Source organism: Anabaena sp. CA = ATCC 33047 (genome assembly GCF_963870205.1).
Classification (GTDB): Bacteria; Cyanobacteriota; Cyanobacteriia; order Cyanobacteriales; family Nostocaceae; genus Trichormus.
On the sequence record NZ_CAWMSA010000043.1, the window covers coordinates 196,662 to 216,872 of the forward strand.

Here is a 20,211-nt window from a genome sequence, read left to right on the forward strand (position 1 = left end):
TTTTTAGCTGACTCCATTTTATTAATACTTATATTCTCCGATGTTTGAATGTTCACTGTTTTTTTTAATTATTTCTTTAGATTTCGATTTTTTAAGTTTTCGTCAATCTTTGTGAATTTTTGTAGACTGGGAAATGATGGAAGCTCCTAAGATTTCGGAAAACCAAACTTCAAAGTTACGAACGGGATGGGAGCGCAAAGCCGCATCAGGATGGACAATGGGTTCTACAAGAATGGTAAACATCCCTAAACGATTTCCGGCTAAGACATCAGTAAATAAGCGATCGCCTACCATTCCTACCTGATGTACTGGTAAATTCATCGCTTGGAGTGCAGCGCGAATTTTGCGGCGGGAAGGCTTGGCGGCACCCAGGTAATATGGCAGATTCAGAGAACGAGCAATGCCACCAATTCGGGCTTCGCTTAAGTTATTACTCACCAACCACAGCGCGGTGTGGGTTCGCATTTGCTCCACCCAATCCTTGAGTTCTGGGGAAGCTGCTCCTACTCTCAAGGGTACTAAGGTTTCATCGACATCCAACACCAGCCCCTTAAGTTGATAATGTTGAATAATTTCTGGTGTCAGGTTCAAAACAGAACCCGCCAAAACCAAATCAGGCTGTAAAAACTTGTTCCAAGTCATCGTTAACTGCTGTAGGGAAAAAATACAAACTTCAAAATGTCAAAACCTATTTTCTGGAAGATTTTGACATTTTGGCCAATTTTATCTCGATTTCAAGAGTAACTTAATTGCACACAGGTGCAAGCATTAGTCCTCACAAATATTTGCCCTTTTGCCTAGAATTTTTGGGGCTGTGCAGATATAAATGAAAAACCTTAATTAAAAATTTTAAAATGTAGCATTTTAAATTTTAATTATAAATTTTTCATTCTACTCAACTTCATTAAAAAGTTGTTCTTCTAGGAAAGGCTGCACTTGGCGAAATTCTTCTGGTGATAACAACACAGGTTCACCTGTTTTTGACATTCTGGCAAAAAACAGCAGTGGATCAAGAGGTGTATAAATTGCGTACTCTTGTTCGTGATGATAGAAAGTAGTGAGTAACTGTAATTGCTCTGGTTCTAAATCAGCTTCGTCGTCTTCAATTTCTAGGGTAAATAGTTCTGATTCTTCTACCGGTGGTAATTCACCTGCAACCGTTAGCGCATAGGCTGTATTTTTCAGTACCAAGTTTTGTTCTGCTAAGACAGCTTGAGCGGTGCTAAAAATTTCATCGATGATTGCATCATCTTCTACTAAAGTTGCTTGTTCTTCCTCTTCGTCACCTTCCCAAGCAAAAATTTCTATGGGTGAGTCAACAGGCAGCAACAAAACATATTCTTCTTCATCTACTGACAGGGAATGTTCGATATAACATTCTAGGGTTCGCCCTTGCTCATCAGTCAAAGTGATGGAAGTTGTGGGAGCTTGATCGTTATCTTCAGAAAATGGCGAGGAAAACATGGCTAAGGTGTGAGACTTTATGAGTAGCAGCAGTTGGACAAATTGCTTTACTGTTGAATGACATCTTGATGTCCAGCAAATAGCTTCAGACTTAAAGTCAACTGCTATGCAACAGCTTTCAGGATATCATGTTCAAAGGTATCAATACTCTACAGCTGCCACTGAACTCTGAGGGTTAGCTCGTCTAGTATCGAGCCACTGCTGTAAAATCAAAGCTGCTGCTTTGCGGTCAATTAATCCTTTGTTACGTGAAGGTGAGCGATTTTCGCCAATAATTAATTGCTCTGCTTGAAAAGAAGTCAGTCGCTCGTCAACATACTCTACAGGAAGTTGCAGGGCTTTAGCCAGTCTGGTGGCGAATTTCTGGACTTGGCGCGCCTGAAACCCTAAACTACCATCCATTGAATAGGGTAAACCGACAATAAGGACTTGTACTTCACGTTCAATAACTAAGTTGCGTATTTGCATCACATCTTGGTCAAAAGATGTACGCTCAATCGTAGTGATTCCCGTGGCAATCAAGCCTGTGCGATCGCATCCAGCAACACCAATCCGCTTCCGCCCTACATCCAATCCCAACGCTGAAATATACTTGGTCATTAGTTATTAGTCATTAGTCATTAGTCATTAGTTATTAGTAGTTCTCCTCCTGCTCCCCAGTCCCCAGTGCCTAATTTTTCTGCTGTGTATCAGTTGCATCCGACGGGTTGGATGGTTCTATGTGACAGTTTTGACACTTAAATCTCGATGATTCTGATGGGCTTTGTATTGGGATTTCCGAGGGTTGCTGTTGACTGGTTTGTACCCAGGACATCCCACCGGGTATGGGTTTACGGGCTGGCTGTAAACCTTGGAGTACGTCAGTCCATTGAATACCTTCTAAGGAGACTAATTTAGATTCCCGCAGTTTATGCCATACAGAACGGGACATAATCAAGGTATGTTCTATGCGTTTTGCCCCTATCCGTTCTAAATACTCTTCTCGTTCTGGCTGATAGTCGGAAGAAGCCAATTTTAAGCCTTGTTGGGGGAAATCTTGGGCGATGCGAGCTAGTTGGGCTAGTAACTCTGGATATAGCCAAGTATAAGCCGGGTGAACTGTCAGGCTAGCGACATGGGGAGATTCACCTTTACGATCAAGTTGTACTTGAAAATAACCAATAGCGGCTTTGCGTTGGGGTTCAAACACGTAGCCACTCACGACTTCAGTTTTCGTTACCCATTGTTTCACAGCATCAGTTAATGCTCCAAACAAACTGGTTTTAAAGTCGCGGTTGTTGCGATCAAACACTTGGCGCACCAAAGGCGGCATTGATGCTGTATCTAATTGATAGAGTAACTGAGCATCAGCATTGCTGACTGGTAGGAGATTGGGCAAATCTGGTTCGGCTTGTGCTAGTTCTTGTAACAGTTCCGGCTCAATTTCCCAGTATGTCATTTCTGCTAGACGCTGGAATCCGTTGTGACGATATAACGCTAACGCCTCTAAATCATTGACGTTAACTTCCAATAACCAAGTCCGTGCTTCTAAAATCGACTCGAAGCAATGGCGTAAGAGTTGCGAGCCAATTCCTTGCTTATCCGCACTCCGATCCAGCATTACCCGATCAATCCGCCAAGTGGTGCGTGTGCGGTTGAAGGGTGAAACTTGAATCATGCCTAAGAGCATCCGTCCTTGTTCAGCTACATAGGCGAAGAAACTATATTGTAGGGGGTTGGGAAACCAACTCAAAAATTTGAGTAACCCGTACCAGCGTCGTAACCACTGCATTTGCTGATTGACAAAGTTAGCTCCTTTGGGAGTCAAGGCGGCGAAGGAATCTTGAGAGATGCGTTCAATTCCGTCCAGATCCCGGTATTGAGCGGGCCGGATGACAACGCTGAGGTTTTGGGGAAGTAAGGAATTCATTTTGATTTGGGCTGCCATTTAGCCTTAACTAAACTGGGTCAGAGGAACTGCTGCCATCATCTTAACGGCTTTCTGTTCGTTAATATTGCTCCAAAAGGGTGATTTTCGTGTCTTAATCTTGACAAACTAGAAAAAGCAGACTGGTTGAGTACACTTTTGGTGTTCACCCAACATAGTCTGCTTTTATTTTATTTGTTTTTTTGTTAATTATATTTTTTCTTATTTAAAGACCTTGACGAGAAACCAGCTTTTCAAAGGTGGCTTGTGTTTGATGTAACAATTCTTCTCTACTATCTTTTTGCTGTGGCTGGAGAGTTGGCACTAGATTGCGAGCTTGCAGAGTCATGTGAAGTTGTAGGTGAGCAACGTATTCACTGATGTCTTCTTTTGCTAAAATCGCGCCCTTGGATAAATTTGATTCCATTGCCACTGTGTTCTCCTTGTCTCTATCTCTAACGCTATTGCTTCACATCATAAAAACTTATCATGTTGTTTGGCTGTTCTTCTTAATTTGCAATGAAGTTTAACGGTTGTTTGCATTTGAGTTAAGGGACTCTTGACTGGGGAGTGGGGACTCTTGACTGGGGACTGGGTACTGGGGACTGGGTACTGGGGGGAGATGAGGGAGTGGAGGAGAAAAACTAATAACTAATGACTAATGACTAATGACTAATGACTATTTATGCAACATTAGAATTTTCTACCCATTTGATAATTGCTTGACTTAAGCCGTCTAAAGTATATTCTTCGGCTTCGATATCTACACGCCCTAAAAAAGCATGACAAGTTTTTGAGGTTTGGGGGCCGATGGAAGCAAGACAAACTCCTGCTAAAGCATCGGCTATATTACCACTGAAGATAGGGCTGACAAGTTGACAGAAAAACTGCACAGTTTTAGAACTAGCAAAGGTAATTATGTCTACTTGACCATTTTTTAAAGCGAATTCTGCGGCTGGTGCGATATAACTCGGACAACAGGATTGATAAGCGGCAACTTCTATGACTTCTGCACCTTTGGCGGTGAGTTCTTTGACTAAGATTTCTCTACCACCGCTTTCGACTCTGGGAAATAAAATCTTTTTCCCTGGTAGTGCTTCGGGAAAGGTTGCTACTAAAGAGTCAGCGACGAAGTTAGGAGGAATAAAGTCTGGTTGTAGTCCTTGCTGTTGCAAACTTTGGGCGGTTTTTTCACCGACAACTGCAATTTTTACCCCAGCTAATGCACGGGTGTCTTTTCCTTGGCAGTTTAGCCTATCAAAAAAATAATCTACGCCGTTGGTGGAAGTGAGAATTAACCAGTGAAATTCAGATAAGTTATTGATTGCTGTATCTAATGCTTGCCAACTAGAAGGGGGGGAGATTTCTAAGGCTGGCATTTCTATGACTTTAGCACCACAGGCGGTGAGGCGATCGCTAAATTGCTTCGATTGTCCCACGGAACGGGTGACTAAAATGGTTTTACCAGCGAGAGGTAGGTGAGTAGACATAGCTTGGTGGCGAGAATTTTGATTCTGGGAAGCTATTTTCTCAGGTTGTAGGTAATTACTTAACCCTACAACTTCCCCAATCACAATAACTGCTGGTGAAAGGGATACAAGGGCGGTTTTTTCTAGTATATTGCCGAGTTGACCCGTCCAAATTTGTTGCTGTGGAGTTCCTGCCCAACGGATAATAGCTATGGGTGTTAAGAGCGATCGCCCGTGTCGCCGCAACTGATGTACAATTTCCGATAGGTTTTTGCCACCCATCAAGATGACTAATGTCTCTAACCTTGATAAAGCTTCCCAGTCTAAAGCTTCTGGTTCATGGGCGGTAAATACTGCAAAGCAACGACTCAAAACGGGATCTGTTAACGGAATACCCGCTAGCAAAGGCGCAGCTAAAGCTGAGGAAATTCCCGGTATAACTTCAAATTCACAGTTATTTGCTTTTAAAGCTTCGATTTCTGAAGTACAGCGTCCAAATATAAACGGATCACCTGATTTGAGCCTGACGACTTGTTTACCGTCTTGACAGTGCTTTATCAGTAATTGATTAATCTCTGTTTGGGGTGTGCTGGGTTTGCCGCCACGTTTCCCCACATCTAACTTTAAGCAATCCGGGGGTACACATTTTAATAATTGCTCATCAACTAGGGCATCGTAGACTAAAACCTCAGCCACTGCCAGCAGATTATCAGCTTTTACTGTCAGGTACGCCACATCTCCCAACCCTGCACCTACAAGGTAGACTTTGCCTGTGTTAGTCATTAGTTATTAGTCATTAGTTATTAGTCATTAGTCATACCGAGGTACCCGACTTCTGGAAGAAATCGGTTATCTATATCCTTAGTTAATTGTATCTAGCTGGATTTAACGCTCATTTTTTCTAATAGTTGCCTAATTCTTTCAGCTTTTAGAGGTTGACGTTGTTTTTGAAATAGTTCTTGAGATTTGATTAAATTAGCCTTTGCTGATTCTGGCTGATTTTGCTGCATCAAAATATTGGCTAGACGTAGATAAGCTTCAGGATTTTTAGGACTACGTTGAATTACTTCTTGGTATAATTCTGTGGCTTGGGCGATTTTGTCTTGAGCTTTTAAAACATCACCTAAAAATAAGCGCACCACATCATTAGTAGAGTTGATAGCAATAACTTTCTGAAAAGCTGCTTCTGCCCCTTGATAATCTTTTTGTTGATACAGGTTAACGCCTTGTTGGAATAAATTAGCAGTAATTAAAGTTTTTCCAGCAAAATAAATCAGGAAAGCAATACTAACAACTACTAAGATAATTGCCACAAGGTTAATGTTATTGAATTCTAAGTTGTTAAGCATAGTTATCTGTAATTTAATGGCAAACTCGGTAAATTTATCCTTTGTGGTTATCGAGGCTCATGCCAAAAGACAGGCGAGGGGAAACAGTAAATATTCTAGGAAAAATAACTTCCAGATGAATTGATAAAATTGAGCGATCGCCTGCTTATCTTGTAAGTCTACCGCCAAACTCCGCACCCACAGCCAACACAATACTACTAAATGAGAAATTATTAAAAATTCTGGGTTAATTGACTCTACTCGCAACACCCCTACTATCACTATACCTAAATAGCAAATCGTGAGTACCCACATAGCTAGATTAAAGACGGCTTGTGTACCTAGTTGAATAGTGAAAGTCGTAATATTGTATTGGCGATCGCCTTCCAAATCGGGGATATCTTTAAAGATGGCGATCGCAAAGGTAAATACCAAAATAAATATAGTTAAAACCCATACCGCCCAAGGAATTACTATCTCGTTTTTCAATATCCAACTAAAGTGCAAATACAACCCCAAATTAACAATTGTTCCCCGCACTGAGAAAATACACAATGCTGCCCAAAAGGGAAACCGCTTTAAGCGAATGGGAGGTAAAGAATAAGCTGTACCAATAGCCAGACTTAAGGCTACCATGCCAAACAAATAAGGGCCATTGAGCAATGCTAAGACTAAAGCTAAAATGCCAGTCATAATCACAATCAATTGCCCTTGTTTGCGGGTAAATTCTCCTGATGCGAGTGGTAAATGAGGTTTATTAATTTTGTCAATATCAATATCTTCGAGTTGATTCAGCCCCACAATATAAACATTGCCACATAAACAAGCAACCCATGCACCTAACACTGATAAGAGTTGCGTCACAGCAAAATCTTGAGAACCAACCGCCAAAGCAACTAAATATAAACCAAATACGCTCAGAGATGTGCCAATAATTGTATGTGGGCGGGAAAATTTCCACAAAGCATAGAGCCAGTTACCCTGCAAACTAGCAGACTTTTGTCCAGAAAATTGTTTAGTCATAATTGGGGAATCGGGAATGGGGAATCGGGAATGGGGATGGAAAATTTGTTGTACTAGCCTGTTACCTCCTTATTTCCACACAGCAACCCAAACTTAATTAACCCACGTTCATAACCGCGACGCATCAAACCGAGTGATAATGCTCCTTGAATGGTAGTCCAACCAGCACGTAGTAACCCAAAAAAGGCTTGAGGAGTGAATGCGGAATCAATGACTACATTCCAAAATGGGGCGACAGCAGTAGACCAGTCAGCAGTGCGGATATTGTTTAATGGTAGTTGACGAGCGATCGCTTCATACTCCGGCAAAGAAATCACATAGGGTAAACAATAAACTCGATAAATATCCTCCAAGTGCTTTTGTTCGTCGGCACTCAGGGGTAAATTATCAGTAGGACGATGACACCAAGTCACCATAATCAAAGTACCACCGGGCTTTAACACTCGGTAGCACTCTTGCATAAACTTGGTTTTATCTGGCATGTGTTCACCACTTTCCAGTGACCAAACCAAGTCAAAAGTATTATCATCGAAAGGCATGGCTTGAGCATCTGCCACTAGAAACTGACTTGTGTCACTCAAATGTGCTTCTTTGGCGCGTTCTGTGGCTCTAGCGGCTTGTACTGGGCTTAAAGTTATCCCAGTTGCTTGAGCGTGAAACTTGGCGGCTAAATAAAGAGAACTACCGCCGATACCACAGCCGACATCTAAAATGTTTTCTGCTGTTTCTACCCCCGCCCAACTCAGGAGTTCTTCAATTAAATCAATTTGCGCTTGACGACGGTCTTTTTTTTCCGTACCATCCACACCGTAGTAGCCGTGGTGCATGTGTTCGCCCCAAATCTCTTCCCACAGCCCAGAGGAAGTATCGTAAAATTGCTGAATTCGCTGGTAAAGTGTTGCACTCATGGACAAAGTAGTGTAAAGACAAAGCAGAATTTAAAAAAACATATTCGTAGGCTACCATGTGTGTTTTTAATTAAATAAGAAAGTTTTTATTTCCTGGGGGGGTAAACCTGACAAAACCTTCCAGGAAAAATTTATCAAGTTCCTGTCTGACTTGACACAGCAGCAAGTACCAGGTTAGACGATTTTGAATTTTGAATTTTTTATGACTGTTTCGCGCACAATTTGTTTAGGATTTCTGACGCTCATCGCTATCGGAACTATATTACTGATGATGCCGTTCTCTACCAGTGATGGTACCTGGAATGATCCAGTGGTGGCATTATTTACATCAACATCCGCAGTTTGTGTTACGGGTTTAGCAGTAGTTGATACTGGTACTTATTTTTCTTTCTGGGGGCAGTTGTTTATTTTGATGTTGGCTCAAATTGGCGGATTGGGCTACATGACGACGACAACTTTTTTAATTTTGTTGATAGGACGTAGGTTTGATTTACGCCAAAAAGTGGCTATTCAACAAGCTTTAGACCGTCCAGGGATGAGTGGTAGCACTCAAGTTATCCGCTCGATTATTGCCACAACTCTGATTTTTGAGATTACAGGCATATTTTTATTAATGCCAGCTTTTGTGTCTGATTATGGATGGAATCAGGGAATGTGGTTGGCAATTTTTCATAGTATTAGTGCTTGGAATAATGCCGGTTTTAGCTTGTTTCAAGATAGTTTAATTAGATATCAGTCATCTTGGTTAGTGGTGTTGACAATCACTGTTTTAATTATTGCTGGAGGCATTGGATATCAGGTAATTTTAGAAATGTATCTTTGGTGCCGCGATCGCCTGTTAAAAAAAAATACCAATTTAGTGTTTTCCCTAGATTTTAAAGTAGCAACCAGTACAACATTAATTTTATTATTTTTAGGCACAATTGCCTATTGGAGTATTGAGATTAAAAACCCGGAAACTTTCGCTGTATCTGGTTTCAACGGTCAAATATTACTTGCCTGGTTTCAATCAGTCACTACCAGAACGGCGGGTTTTAACAGTATCGATATCGCTAAAATGACAAATGCTGGGTTATTTCTGACAATAGCCTTCATGTTTATTGGTGCCAGTCCTGGCGGCACAGGAGGCGGGATAAAAACCACCACATTAAGAGTGCTTACCAGTTGTACGAAATCAATTCTTCAAGGTAAAGAAGAAGTTTTATTATATGAGCGCAAAATAGCAATATCTTTAATTTTGAAAGCGGTTGGTGTTTTAGTTGGTTCTGTAGCCACCGTCATGTTAGCCACTATTTTGATAGCTCTGACAGATCCAAAACTAGACTTTTTACAAATCTTGTTTGAAGCGGTTTCAGCATTTGCTACAGTCGGACTTTCCACAGGGATTACAGGTAGCGTAACAACAGCAGCCAAAATCATCTTAATTATCACCATGTATGTAGGTAGAGTTGGGGTTTTACTGCTGATGGCGGCTATACTGGGTGATCCTCGCCCTACCAGAGTTCACTATCCAGAGGAAAACTTACTTGTAGGATAGTTACTGGAGATGAGGGAGTGGGGGAGATGAGGGAGTGGGGGAGATGAGGGAGTGGGGGGAGGAAAACTAATGACTAATAACTACTGATAAAATGTAAATGATTCCACGCAAACATCAAACGTGATAATTAGTTGAGACTAACGGCTGCTTGCTCTAGATACAGGGAGTAATAATAAGGATTACAAATGTGAATCTTGCATCATTAGGATTTTTCCGCAGTTTACGTAGAGATAACCACCAATTTGCAGTGATTGGTTTAGGTCGTTTTGGCCGTTCTGTATGTTCAACACTGCATCAACTAGGCTATCAAGTGTTAGCTACAGATATTGATGAAAAACGCGTATCAGCAGCCTTAACTGAAAAGATAGTTGGTCATGCTTTACAATTAGACTCTACTGAACCAGCTGCCCTGAAAGAAGCCGGAATTTATGAATTTGATACGGTAATTATTGCCATTGGCAACTACATTCAAGAAAGTATTATTACAACGTTAAATGTCAAAGAAGGTGGTGTACCTCACGTCGTTGCTAAAGCTTCTAGTGAGGTACACCATAAACTGCTGAAGCGTGTAGGAGCCGATCACGTTGTTTTCCCTGAATACGAAGCGGGCTGTGCTTTAGCCCGCACACTTACTAAACCATCTATTCTAGATAGATTTGACCTTGATCCAGATAACAGTATTGTGGAAGTAATTGTACCCGATGAATTTCACGGTAAAACTGTGGCAGAACTGCAATTGCGTAACCGCTATGGTTTAAATTTGTTAGCTGTGAGTCATGATGGCAAATTTCAAATTAATCCTGATCCCTACAAACGTTTAGAACGTGGTTCAGCAATGGTGGTAATTGGGCGTAATAAAGATATTAATCGCTTGCCAATATAGCTGCGGTTGCTAGTTATCTTTTTCGTTATTGTCAGTTTGACTGGGGATAGAACTAGGAAAGGCTGGTTCAAGCTGCTGCTTTTCTACAGTGACTGGTATCTCAATAGTAGGGGCTATTGTGTCCACAACCGTAACATTATCAGTAGGTTTGGGAGTTTGGTTAGCAGTAGATGCTTGCTGTTGATGAAGTTTTTTTGCGGCAATTTGTTGATCAATTTGCTGCATTAGTTGTTCAGCTTTCTGTGCTTGCTCTAGATTACCTTGCTCCCGATAATGTTTATGAGCGCGTTTTAATGCAGCACTGGCTGTTTTTAGGTTGCCTTGGTTGTATAGAGTCACGCCCAAATTATAGTAAGCTGAGGCATTTTTGGGATTTTGGCGAATAGCTTGCATATAAACTGCAATAGCTTCAGTAGTTTGTCCTTGAAGTACCATAAGACTGGCCAAATTACTGTAAGCTTCGGCGTTTTGGGGTTCTAATTTAATTACTTGCTGATAAGTGGCGATCGCCTCTGGCATTTTTCCCGATTCTTGTAGAGCGATCGCCAAGTTATAATGAGCGTTGGCGTTGCTACTATCAAACTCAATCGCTTTTTCATAAGCTGCGATCGCTTCTGGTAGTTGTCCCTGTTCGTAGAGTGCCAAACCCAAATTATAATGGGTATCCGCCTTTGTCGGCTCTAAGACCAAAGCTTGACGGTAAGCTGTAATAGCCGCTTCTTTTTGTCCTTGGCGTTGCAATGCTAACCCTAAATTGTAATAAGCTTCACCCAAATTAGGGTTAATTCTAATCGCCTCCCCATATTCCTGCACCGCCACATCTAGACGGTTTTGCATCAGGAAAATATTACCCAGGTAATATCTAGCCATGCCTATATTTGCATCGCGTTGTAAAGCTTGGCGAAAAGCATATTCTGCACCAGTCCAATCACTACGGTTGTAACGTGTCACCCCCTGTTGGTAAAAACTAGCTGTTTCTAAATCCTGAGAAATGGGAGGTTGTGCCAATACCTGACTTTCTGACAAACTAATCACTGTCGGTGCAGCCAACATCAAAACAGCAGAGGTAGCACAGAGAACCCCAAACTGTGGCTTTTGCCCACGGGAAACGCGATGGCTAGTGATAGGAGACAAACCGCAAAACCACTGTCTAACAAGATGTTGCTTATACATAATTGAATCTCTGTACTCAGGGTTAGATCCTCATAAATCAGAGTACCCAAAAAATCAATTCAAAACTCAAAATGGGGATGGTTGATGGTTGATGGTTGACTGTTGACTGCGAAAGATTTCTACCTTGTCTACCTCATTTGCAATTTTGAATTTTGAATTTTGTACGCCTTTGGCGTTCCCGCAGGGTATTTTGAATTGATTTGTCCCCCTACACCCCTACACCCACAGCTTCGGGCAGAATTAACATGGCATCGCCGAAGGAATAAAAGCGATATCTAGAAGCGATCGCTTGCTGGTATATATTTAATAATCTCTCTCTACCAATCAGCGCACTCACCAGCATCAGCAAACTAGAACGGGGTAGGTGAAAATTAGTAATTAAACCTTCTACGACTCGCCACTGGTAGCCAGGATAAATAAATAGGTTGGTTTTCCCGCAAAAAGGTTGTAAATCCTCACAGGCGGCTGCTGCACCTTCTAAAGCACGGACAACCGTTGTTCCCACAGCAATAATCCGCCCCCCGGCTTGTTTAGTAGCGCGGATTTGTTCTACTGTCTCTGTGGAGACTTCAATCCATTCTTCGTGCATTTGGTGGCTGGTTACGTCTTCCACTTCCACAGGGCGAAAAGTTCCCACGCCTACGTGTAGGGTAATAAAAGCTTGATTAATATTGCGATCGCGCAATTTTTCTAATAACTCTGGAGTAAAGTGTAACCCAGCAGTAGGAGCTGCGATCGCTCCCGGTTGTTCAGCATACACTGTCTGATACTGTTCGTCAGCCGCCTGAGATGCCGTAATGTAAGGAGGTAGCGGTATTTCGCCGAATTTATCTAAAATCTGTACTAAAGATTGAGTCTCCGGCAAATCAAATTGCAGCAACCGCCCGCCTGTCGCCTTATCCGTTTCCATAACAGTCGCAGTTAACAAGGGACTCTTGACTGGGGACTGGGGACTAGGGACTGGGGAAAAACCTAATTTTCCGGCTTCAAAAAAGATTTTACTGCCTTTTTTAAACCGTTTTCCCGGCTTAACTAAAGCTAACCAACAATTATGTTGGCGTTCTTCTAATAGTAAAATTTCCACCTCAGCACCAGTTGATTTTCGCCCATACAGCCGTGCTGGAATCACTTTTGTATTATTCATGATTAACAAATCACCAGGGCGAAGAATATCTGGTAAATCACGAAAAATGTGATGTAATGGATCTGAGTCCTTGCCTGTAGTTTGGGAATCTACCACCAACAAGCGAGAACTATCTCTGGGAACCACTGGATTTTGAGCAATCAATTCTGGCGGTAGTTCATAATCATACCCAGCTAATGAACAATCTAAATTTGTATCGGGTGTTGCTTGATCAGACATCGGATTGTGATTAACTTGTGATAGTTGCTGTTCCATTAAGATTCCTCTTCCCTAGTAAGCGTTCAGTGCTAAGTGCGTCATCGATGCACAGGATTTTCCCCCACATCCCCCACATCCCCCTCATCTCCCCTGCCTTGCCTAGATTACAAAAATACTTAACATTTAAACAAGAATATGAAAATTGGGTAAAACTCCCCATACTAAAACGGGGGCTTCTACCCTACCAAGAATCGGGATTAATTGAGGAAGATATAAATGTAGGATTGGCTTTGATCCCAAGCACCAAACATGGAATACTTGTATTATCTGGCAAATGCCAGTTTAACTCTGAGGGTCGTTCAATACCTGCACGGTAGACCCCAAATACCTGTTTCTTTCGTCACCGTGATTCATCAAATTGATGGTTGGGTGGTTCGGATCAAACTTAAAGGCCACTTCTCGCCCCAAGAGGATGGTGATTTTCGAGCTTTTCTCAATGAACTGGGGATTAGCTACGAGCCACCCATGCGAGTGCAAATGGCACTTTGGAGTTTGGAAGCAGGACAGTCGGCTGTAGATGTAATGCGCCGCTATCAAGTAGCCATTGTATCTCACGGTAGCCCAGAACGAGAGGAAATAGAGGCTTTCCGGCAACAGTTTGTCCGGGGGTTGGGTTACTGTCCAGAAACTCTCGCCTAAAAGTCAGCATATTCAACGATACTACATACAAATTGGTAATTGGTTACTGATAATCAACTAATTACCAATCACCAATCACCTCTAATCAATGACAGCATCAAAAGCGGCGGGAATATATTCCTGTAGCTGAAATATGTAATCTTGTGTTGATGAGCTAGCCAAGGCTGGTTGTAAGTCTATAACTTGGCGGTGCTGAGAAATTTTCAGACAACAAACAATAGCAACATCAAAGCGACAAGAGTAATTGGCTTTTTCGGGGTATGTTGCTAAAAATAAGCCAGCAGTTCGCCCAATTTTGGCTTGCTTTTTCAGGGTAATTGCACTTTTACCCCAAGTATCCCAATTTCCAGAACTACGGGTTTTAACTTCCACAAAAGCCAGTGTCGAGTCTGGAGATTGAGCGATAATATCAATTTCTCCCCAACGGCAGGAATAGCGGCGTTGTAGAATTAACCAACCTGTAGATTGTAACCATTGGGTTACGAGTTCTTCTCCAAAGTGACCAATATCGAGATAATGTGATGGAGGAGGATTCGCCATTGGCTAAAAAGAGCATGAATTCTAAGTTAAGCGATCGCGTGTTAGCTGCCATACTCGACTCAACCACAACGCTATTCGGGTTAAAGCGTCAAACATCTCATCGAATCTGGGTAAACATACTCAGTATATTACTCTGGGGAATCTTGGGCATCACCACAATTGTCGGTTTTGCACCCACAGCATTCGCACTTGATTACAACAAAGAAATTTTAATCGAGGCTGACTTTTCAGGACGTGATTTAACAGACTCCAGTTTTACTAAAGCTAATCTGCGTCAAAGTAACTTTAGTAACTCCAATTTACAGGGAGTCAGTTTCTTTGCTGCCAATTTAGAATCAGCCAATTTGCAAGCAGCAAACCTCAGCTATGCTACTTTAGACTCAGCCCGTCTCATCAAAGCCGACTTGACAAATGCAGTCTTAGAAGGCGCATTTGCTGCTAACGCCAAATTTGACGGCGCAATTATCGACGGCGCAGATTTTACTGATGTATTATTACGTCCAGATGAACAAAATAAATTATGCAAGGTAGCCAAAGGAACAAACCCCTCCACCGGGCGCGACACCCGCGACACCTTGTATTGTCCTTAACATCTCCCCCACACCAACTAACTGTAGGGTGTGTTACGGCTACGACAATATTTGAACCTTCACGAGAAGATTCATCAGCCGTAACGCACCACCTGAACGATAAACATAATTGTAGTAGCGTGGCAAAGCTAAAATGATGCACAAATATAGTTCTTGTGGTGCGGGCTTCTAGCCTGCACCAGACGGGCTAGAGAGCTGATCCCACAAGAGAGTTTTAATGCAACATTTAAGGCTTGCCAAGCTAGTAGGGTGTGTTACAGCTACGACAATATTTAAGCCTTCACAGTTTCAGCAAATTACCCCTTACCTATAGTCTACAAAATTATCCCGTTAAATTGAAAGGCATTATCCCAAACATAATCAATCACTGCTTTAGCATCATCCAAGGAGAGAACTTGACACATACCCTGGCGATTATATGTGAGTAAAGGAATTGTTAATACATTGTCTGTTGTTTCGCGATTTTTTTGAACTACTTGGCCACGAATATCTTCTAAATTACTCAGAGGCCCTTGAATATCAAAATTAATCTTTATGCCTAGTTTATTCTCCATCCAAGTTTCGATGCGAGAATCTAATTGTTGAGGCGTTAATGGTGTGGAGCTAGTAAGTAAGTGATAGTATGCCAGAATAATTTCCTTACATTCTTCTTCTTCTGCCAATTCAATAAACATTTGAAAGACACTAGCATTGTTAGCTAAATTTTTGAAAAATAGCGTATCAGTAACAATCTTTTGGAATTTAATTTTTTTGTTTTTGTAGTTATTATATTGTTTAAAAGCAAATCCACCCAAAGTGATTCCTAATGATAAAGTTGCCACCAAAACGGGCATGAAATTTCTGACCTTATCCAACTCTACATTTAATGATTCAATCAGAAACGACAAATTTAATACTAGCAAAATAGCAGCTACCAGCAATAATAAATTCGGTAATGTTCTTAATATCAAAGGAATGGCTGCACCAATAGCAGGAATTCCAAATAGTAAGCGGTCTTTCCATGTCATACTCGTTTCCACATTGGGAAAAAGTAAGTCAACATCTAATTTAGGAATATTTTTGTAGAAGTAGACATACATCTTACCAGGAATGAATTTCAACTCTTGGATGTTGACCTTATTGGCACGAAAGTAAGCAGCTTCTTTGAACTTGACTAATAAAACAATCCGTTCAAAAATATCAATTTTCTTTTCTTGTCGCCAAAATAATAACTTTTTTACCGAAATTTTTTTATAACTATCACCCCGGTAATAACAGAGAAAGCGGTCAAAATCCTCAAAATTTACTTGAGTTTTCAAATCAATGAGGGATTTGGTGGACAGTGCTTGTTTAACAACAGATTCAGGCAAAGGAATATAATTTGCTCTTTCGACAATATGCTCAAAGGCATTAACTACATTCAACTCCATCTCATCATATTGCTCAAATGTTGGTGGAGTTATCGGTTGAATATCTGCATTGGGGTTAAAAGGTACGTAGTTATCTTTGATAATTTCTAAAGTTTTGTGGAAGCGAAAGTGATAGTATGCCGTGAGGATTTGGCAGAAATATTGAAATTTTTGGGCATCAGCCCCATTTAGCCGACCATCTTGCAAGCAAAGTTTAATAATATCGCTGCGAGTATAGGGAATGAACGCTTCTCGATTTTCGTAAACAGCCATGTTCAAAGATAATTGGAATCTAATGACGCTGATTGAGAATAGTGCAAAATATAACCGCACCCTACAAATATACTACCACCTTGAAACCTGCTGCCGTAATTCTTCCATATCTAAATAATCATCAACAAAAGCCTTTCTTAACAATGGATGAGGAATAAACTCATCATATTTTTGTATCTCTGGAGCTTCCGCAGAACTCACTAAAGCCTCTGGAATAATTCTTTGCTCACACAAAGAAACAATTTCTTGCTGAACATATTTAAATTTATCTTTCCCTAACTTAATTGTTAAATAATAGGGATTCACGCCCCCAATACTACTAATTTCCAAAGCTTCCCGACAAAATGTATTAATTAATCTTTCTAACGTGCGGTAAGCAACAGTACCCATCCAAGGAAATATACAACACTTACCTTTGTCTAACTGCACAATATTCTGCTTATCTAAACCAGCCTGTTGTACTAACTTCCTCGCTGCTTGTAGACGTTGCCGAGCATTTTTTTGCAAATAGCTATACTCTACATCTTCTAATAAAACTTGCCGCATCCGTTGCAGCACTTTAGTGTGAATAGTACCACTACCACCCCGCCAATAACTCGTAGCTTTACCTTCTACTTGTTTAACTAAAACATTTCTTTTTTTAAAATCAATTTCTAAAACTTCCCAAGTTCTACCAGCTAAAGCAAATTGATTACCCACAGGAGGCGGCACAATAATACTACCAATTTCTGTAGACCCTTGCTTTACCCTATATTCTTGATTGTCAGCAAAGACAGCATAAAATTGAAACTTACCGACAATTTTTTCTCCAGCTATACCGAGAATTAATTTACCATTTTCACCCCGTTGAATATGACCAATATCAATTAAATACCTCAACAGTAATTTATAATCTTCTTGGGTAATAGCAGCAAAAGGTGGCCAACCCAAAACCTGTTTAGCTAACGCTGCCGGTGAAATTTCTCCCACCGCTACTAAGACGCTCATTGTTTGGTGATAAAGTAAACTAAAAGGATATTTAATAGTTTTAATAGGTTCAATCCAACGTGATTCTAGATAAAGTTGAATAATCGCTATACACTGTAAAAGTTGCCAGGGAATTTGCTCTGGTAGCGGTGCTTCTGCCACCAGTTCATCTTCAGCACAAATAAAGCGCATATCAGCCGCCTCACCTCTCCTACCTGCGCGTCCTAAACGTTGTAAAAAACTCGCTACAGATAGAGGTGATTCTAACTGAATCACTCGCTCTAAATGACCGATATCTATCCCTAATTCTAGCGTCAGGGTGGCAGCAGTTACGGCTGGGTGATGCGGTTCGCGCATGGCATTCTCCGCCGCTTGTCGTAAGCTAGTGGAAATACTACCATGATGGACATGATAGATATCTGGTAGGGCTTGTTGTTCAGCAATTTTTCGCAACGATGCTATGATTAATTCAGTTTGAGTGCGGTTATTAGCAAAGATTAAACATTTCCGAGATTTACTCAGATTGAAAATATATTGCTCATAGTCTGTAGATTCTGAATCATCTATATTTTTATCAATAAAAAAGTGTTCTAAGGCTAGTTTAATTTGCCGTTTCCCTGCTTCTACTTGGGGTGTGATTACTGGTTTATCCGTTCCAGCAGCTAACCACGCTTCAGCCATTGAGTAATCACCGAGAGTTGCTGATAAACCAATGCGTCGCGGTTGTGTTTGTGTTAAATTGGCTAAACGCTGTAGTTGACAAATAATCTGAGAACCGCGTTCATTACCCATAAAGGCGTGAATTTCATCAATAATCACAAACCTTAAATCACCAAATAAGTTTAATAGGTGTTGATGTTTGTTGACTAATAAGCTTTCTAGTGATTCTGGGGTAATTTGTAAAATTCCTTGGGGATTTTTTAGCAATTTATTTTTCCGGCTTTGTGCAACATCCCCATGCCAATGATAAACGGGTATATCGGCTGATTTTAGTAAGTCGTTGAGGCGTTCAAATTGGTCGTTAATTAAGGCTTTGATGGGGCTAATATATAATACACCGATGGTTTTGGCTGGGTGGTTATGCAGTAGGGTTAAGACTGGTAAAAATGCGGCTTCTGTTTTTCCGGCGGCTGTGGCTGCGGCTATGAGTAAGTGGGCATCGGTGTCGAATATTACTTGACAAGCAGAGGTTTGGACTGGGCGTAGTTCTGTCCAGTTGTGTTGATAAATGTATTCTTGAATGAAGGGTGCAAGTCTGTTGAAAGCGTTATTCATGTTTTGAAACGCAGAGGGGCGCGGAGGAAACGCGGAGGGGCGCGGAGGTAAGAGTGGAGGTAAGAGTGGAGGTAAGAGTGGAGGAAGGGGTGTTTTTATAGGGTAAATTCGGCGGTGTTATCTTCTTCTAGGTTTGGGTTTTTACCCGCAGTTGTGGGTTGGAATTGGGAGCCATGAATTAGTTGATTAAAGTTAATATTGGGGTTGTGGTGGAGGATGTTTAAAATGCTAATAAAATCTCGGACTATTTCCCCTGGTGTAAGTAATGCTTCTGCACCTAAGCGGTTGACTATTTCTTGTACAAATTCTTGTAAGTCACGATTTGTTATTGTTTTTTCATAGCTGAAATGGCTAGTGTGTATTTCGGTTAAGCGTTGCAATAGGGTGAGGATTTCTGCTTCGCTTAATGGGTTGAGTCGGATAACTGGCCCTAAATATTCTTGTACTTCGGTTTGGGTTGCGAAGCGGCTTTCTTTTGTGCGTCTACGCCACGCTTGATCTGCAAATAGTCCCCGGTGGGGGTCTTCTAAAAATTTGGTTGTGCCACCAATAATAATTCCTAGGTGTTCTGCTTTGCATTGCATGGTGTCGTTAAACATTGCTAGCAGTCTGTTATAGTTTTTTTCGCGGGTGACTGTGGTCGATATTTGATAAAGATTTGCGGCTTCATCTATGAGAATTAACAGACCTTTATAGCCTATTTCGGCGACAAATTTGGCGATGAGTTTAATGTAGTCGTACCAACTATCATCATCAATAATGACTCGCACTCCTAGGGCTGCTTTTGCTGCGATTTTTGTGGTAAATTCTCCCCGTAACCAGCGTAATGCTGCATTTTTTAAGTCATCGTTATCTAGGCGATATCCTCGCCAGTAAGCAGCTATAACTGTACCAAAATCGAATCCATGTACTAGGTCTTCTATGTAGTGTATTACTTCTCTAATTTTGGCTTCTACTTGGTCATCAAAACCTTCGTCGTTAGGACGTAGTTCTGTTTCTTTAACTACTTCTTGTTGGATTTTATTAATCCAGCCTTCTAATATGGAAACTAATGCGCCACCATCAGGTCGTGTTTTTGTGGAAAGGCGACTCATTAATTCTCGATAAGTGGCTAAACCTTCGTTGTTGGTTCCTGCTAGTCTGCGTTCTGAGGATAAATCAGCATCAGCTACAACAAATCCTTGCTCCATCGCCCGGTTACGAATCATTTGCAGCATGAAGCTTTTACCCGCACCATAGTTACCAATTATAAAGCGAAATGCTGCTACACCTTCTGCAATATCATCTAGGTTTTGTAATAGGCTTTTCAGTTCTTTTTCTCGCCCAACTGCTATATGTTCAACTCCTATTCTGGGAACTACTCCTGCACTTAGGGAATTAATTACAGCAGTTGATGTTTTTTTCGAGATTTTGAGCTTGGCCATGTATTTCACTTTACTTGATATCA

Annotated in this window: 19 protein-coding genes; 4 read left to right on the forward strand and 15 right to left on the reverse strand. The window is 41.2% G+C overall.

The annotated features are described in order from the left end of the window. Window positions 1-102: 102 nt before the first annotated feature. The 9 genes from AACS98_RS11905 to AACS98_RS11945 form a co-directional block, all read right to left on the reverse strand. Entirely contained in the window at window positions 103-642 is a 540-nt protein-coding gene (locus AACS98_RS11905) for a YqeG family HAD IIIA-type phosphatase (RefSeq protein WP_066380009.1), read from the reverse strand. Window positions 643-891: 249 nt separating this feature from the next. Beyond that, window positions 892-1,464 carry a DUF3727 domain-containing protein gene (locus tag AACS98_RS11910; protein ID WP_066380011.1) on the reverse strand — a complete coding sequence of 191 codons (573 nt, stop codon included), beginning with the start codon at window positions 1,462-1,464 and terminating at the stop codon, window positions 892-894. Between the two features lie 141 nt (window positions 1,465-1,605). Beyond that, window positions 1,606-2,064: a Holliday junction resolvase RuvX gene (gene ruvX / locus AACS98_RS11915; protein WP_066380013.1), complete on the reverse strand. Its 459-nt coding sequence runs from the start codon at window positions 2,062-2,064 to the stop codon at window positions 1,606-1,608. 70 nt (window positions 2,065-2,134) lie between these two features. Continuing rightward, the gene (locus AACS98_RS11920; RefSeq protein WP_066380016.1) at window positions 2,135-3,391 is read right to left on the reverse strand and encodes a GNAT family N-acetyltransferase; all 1,257 of its coding nucleotides are present in this window, start codon (window positions 3,389-3,391) and stop codon (window positions 2,135-2,137) included. A gap of 205 nt (window positions 3,392-3,596) precedes the next feature. Next, entirely contained in the window at window positions 3,597-3,797 is a 201-nt protein-coding gene (locus AACS98_RS11925; protein WP_066380017.1) for a hypothetical protein, read from the reverse strand. Between the two features lie 256 nt (window positions 3,798-4,053). After that, window positions 4,054-5,622 (reverse strand): uroporphyrinogen-III C-methyltransferase, encoded by a 1,569-nt coding sequence (gene cobA / locus AACS98_RS11930; RefSeq protein WP_066380019.1) that lies wholly within the window; start codon window positions 5,620-5,622, stop codon window positions 4,054-4,056. 92 nt (window positions 5,623-5,714) lie between these two features. Further along, window positions 5,715-6,188 carry a tetratricopeptide repeat protein gene (locus AACS98_RS11935; RefSeq protein WP_066380021.1) on the reverse strand — a complete coding sequence of 158 codons (474 nt, stop codon included), beginning with the start codon at window positions 6,186-6,188 and terminating at the stop codon, window positions 5,715-5,717. Between the two features lie 57 nt (window positions 6,189-6,245). Continuing rightward, window positions 6,246-7,190 carry a homogentisate phytyltransferase gene (locus tag AACS98_RS11940; protein WP_066380023.1) on the reverse strand — a complete coding sequence of 315 codons (945 nt, stop codon included), beginning with the start codon at window positions 7,188-7,190 and terminating at the stop codon, window positions 6,246-6,248. 53 nt (window positions 7,191-7,243) lie between these two features. Further along, the gene (locus AACS98_RS11945; protein ID WP_066380024.1) at window positions 7,244-8,098 is read right to left on the reverse strand and encodes a methyltransferase domain-containing protein; all 855 of its coding nucleotides are present in this window, start codon (window positions 8,096-8,098) and stop codon (window positions 7,244-7,246) included. 202 nt (window positions 8,099-8,300) lie between these two features. Here AACS98_RS11945 and AACS98_RS11950 point away from each other — a divergent pair, with 202 nt between their 5' ends. Together AACS98_RS11950 and AACS98_RS11955 are read left to right on the forward strand one after the other, a co-directional pair. Continuing rightward, complete coding sequence (locus tag AACS98_RS11950; protein ID WP_066380025.1) at window positions 8,301-9,635, forward strand: TrkH family potassium uptake protein; 1,335 nt, start codon at window positions 8,301-8,303, stop codon at window positions 9,633-9,635. Between the two features lie 187 nt (window positions 9,636-9,822). Then, window positions 9,823-10,518 (forward strand): potassium channel family protein, encoded by a 696-nt coding sequence (locus AACS98_RS11955; protein WP_066380026.1) that lies wholly within the window; start codon window positions 9,823-9,825, stop codon window positions 10,516-10,518. 9 nt (window positions 10,519-10,527) lie between these two features. On the opposite strand, the gene AACS98_RS11960 is transcribed toward AACS98_RS11955, so the two are convergent. Further along, entirely contained in the window at window positions 10,528-11,691 is a 1,164-nt protein-coding gene (locus AACS98_RS11960; protein WP_066380028.1) for a tetratricopeptide repeat protein, read from the reverse strand. A 208-nt stretch (window positions 11,692-11,899) separates the two neighbouring features. Next, window positions 11,900-13,090, reverse strand: a complete 1,191-nt coding sequence (gene queA / locus AACS98_RS11965) for a tRNA preQ1(34) S-adenosylmethionine ribosyltransferase-isomerase QueA (RefSeq protein WP_066380030.1) — start codon at window positions 13,088-13,090, stop codon at window positions 11,900-11,902. A 252-nt stretch (window positions 13,091-13,342) separates the two neighbouring features. Between queA and AACS98_RS11970 the strand changes: the two genes are divergently transcribed. After that, window positions 13,343-13,732 carry a hypothetical protein gene (locus AACS98_RS11970; RefSeq protein WP_066380032.1) on the forward strand — a complete coding sequence of 130 codons (390 nt, stop codon included), beginning with the start codon at window positions 13,343-13,345 and terminating at the stop codon, window positions 13,730-13,732. Between the two features lie 81 nt (window positions 13,733-13,813). On the opposite strand, the gene AACS98_RS11975 is transcribed toward AACS98_RS11970, so the two are convergent. Then, complete coding sequence (locus AACS98_RS11975) at window positions 13,814-14,272, reverse strand: YraN family protein (RefSeq protein WP_066380034.1); 459 nt, start codon at window positions 14,270-14,272, stop codon at window positions 13,814-13,816. Window positions 14,273-14,286: 14 nt separating this feature from the next. On the opposite strand from AACS98_RS11975, the gene AACS98_RS11980 reads away from it, so the two are divergent. Then, window positions 14,287-14,862 carry a pentapeptide repeat-containing protein gene (locus AACS98_RS11980; RefSeq protein WP_066380037.1) on the forward strand — a complete coding sequence of 192 codons (576 nt, stop codon included), beginning with the start codon at window positions 14,287-14,289 and terminating at the stop codon, window positions 14,860-14,862. A 314-nt stretch (window positions 14,863-15,176) separates the two neighbouring features. On the opposite strand, the gene AACS98_RS11985 is transcribed toward AACS98_RS11980, so the two are convergent. From AACS98_RS11985 to AACS98_RS11995, 3 genes are all read right to left on the reverse strand, one after another. After that, the gene (locus AACS98_RS11985; RefSeq protein WP_066380038.1) at window positions 15,177-16,523 is read right to left on the reverse strand and encodes a TMEM143 family protein; all 1,347 of its coding nucleotides are present in this window, start codon (window positions 16,521-16,523) and stop codon (window positions 15,177-15,179) included. Between the two features lie 72 nt (window positions 16,524-16,595). Further along, entirely contained in the window at window positions 16,596-18,764 is a 2,169-nt protein-coding gene (locus AACS98_RS11990) for a DEAD/DEAH box helicase (protein WP_066380039.1), read from the reverse strand. 95 nt (window positions 18,765-18,859) lie between these two features. Beyond that, a complete protein-coding gene (locus AACS98_RS11995; RefSeq protein ID WP_066380040.1) occupies window positions 18,860-20,188 on the reverse strand; it encodes an ATP-binding protein in 1,329 nt (442 codons plus the stop codon). Window positions 20,189-20,211 lie beyond the last annotated feature (23 nt).

Excerpts from the sequence above, each read along its gene's own strand:
- AACS98_RS11905 (WP_066380009.1), bottom strand. The coding sequence starts at position 642 with ATGACTTGGAACAAGTTTTTACAGCCTGATTTGGTTTTGGCGGGTTCT.
- AACS98_RS11910 (WP_066380011.1), bottom strand. The coding sequence starts at position 1,464 with ATGTTTTCCTCGCCATTTTCTGAAGATAACGATCAAGCTCCCACAACT.
- ruvX (WP_066380013.1), bottom strand. The coding sequence starts at position 2,064 with ATGACCAAGTATATTTCAGCGTTGGGATTGGATGTAGGGCGGAAGCGG.
- AACS98_RS11920 (WP_066380016.1), bottom strand. The coding sequence starts at position 3,391 with ATGGCAGCCCAAATCAAAATGAATTCCTTACTTCCCCAAAACCTCAGC.
- AACS98_RS11925 (WP_066380017.1), bottom strand. The coding sequence starts at position 3,797 with ATGGAATCAAATTTATCCAAGGGCGCGATTTTAGCAAAAGAAGACATC.
- cobA (WP_066380019.1), bottom strand. The coding sequence starts at position 5,622 with ATGACTAACACAGGCAAAGTCTACCTTGTAGGTGCAGGGTTGGGAGAT.
- AACS98_RS11935 (WP_066380021.1), bottom strand. The coding sequence starts at position 6,188 with ATGCTTAACAACTTAGAATTCAATAACATTAACCTTGTGGCAATTATC.
- AACS98_RS11940 (WP_066380023.1), bottom strand. The coding sequence starts at position 7,190 with ATGACTAAACAATTTTCTGGACAAAAGTCTGCTAGTTTGCAGGGTAAC.
- AACS98_RS11945 (WP_066380024.1), bottom strand. The coding sequence starts at position 8,098 with ATGAGTGCAACACTTTACCAGCGAATTCAGCAATTTTACGATACTTCC.
- AACS98_RS11950 (WP_066380025.1), top strand. The coding sequence starts at position 8,301 with ATGACTGTTTCGCGCACAATTTGTTTAGGATTTCTGACGCTCATCGCT.
- AACS98_RS11960 (WP_066380028.1), bottom strand. The coding sequence starts at position 11,691 with ATGTATAAGCAACATCTTGTTAGACAGTGGTTTTGCGGTTTGTCTCCT.
- queA (WP_066380030.1), bottom strand. The coding sequence starts at position 13,090 with ATGGAACAGCAACTATCACAAGTTAATCACAATCCGATGTCTGATCAA.
- AACS98_RS11970 (WP_066380032.1), top strand. The coding sequence starts at position 13,343 with ATGGAATACTTGTATTATCTGGCAAATGCCAGTTTAACTCTGAGGGTC.
- AACS98_RS11975 (WP_066380034.1), bottom strand. The coding sequence starts at position 14,272 with ATGGCGAATCCTCCTCCATCACATTATCTCGATATTGGTCACTTTGGA.
- AACS98_RS11980 (WP_066380037.1), top strand. The coding sequence starts at position 14,287 with ATGAATTCTAAGTTAAGCGATCGCGTGTTAGCTGCCATACTCGACTCA.
- AACS98_RS11985 (WP_066380038.1), bottom strand. The coding sequence starts at position 16,523 with ATGGCTGTTTACGAAAATCGAGAAGCGTTCATTCCCTATACTCGCAGC.
- AACS98_RS11990 (WP_066380039.1), bottom strand. The coding sequence starts at position 18,764 with ATGAATAACGCTTTCAACAGACTTGCACCCTTCATTCAAGAATACATT.
- AACS98_RS11995 (WP_066380040.1), bottom strand. The coding sequence starts at position 20,188 with ATGGCCAAGCTCAAAATCTCGAAAAAAACATCAACTGCTGTAATTAAT.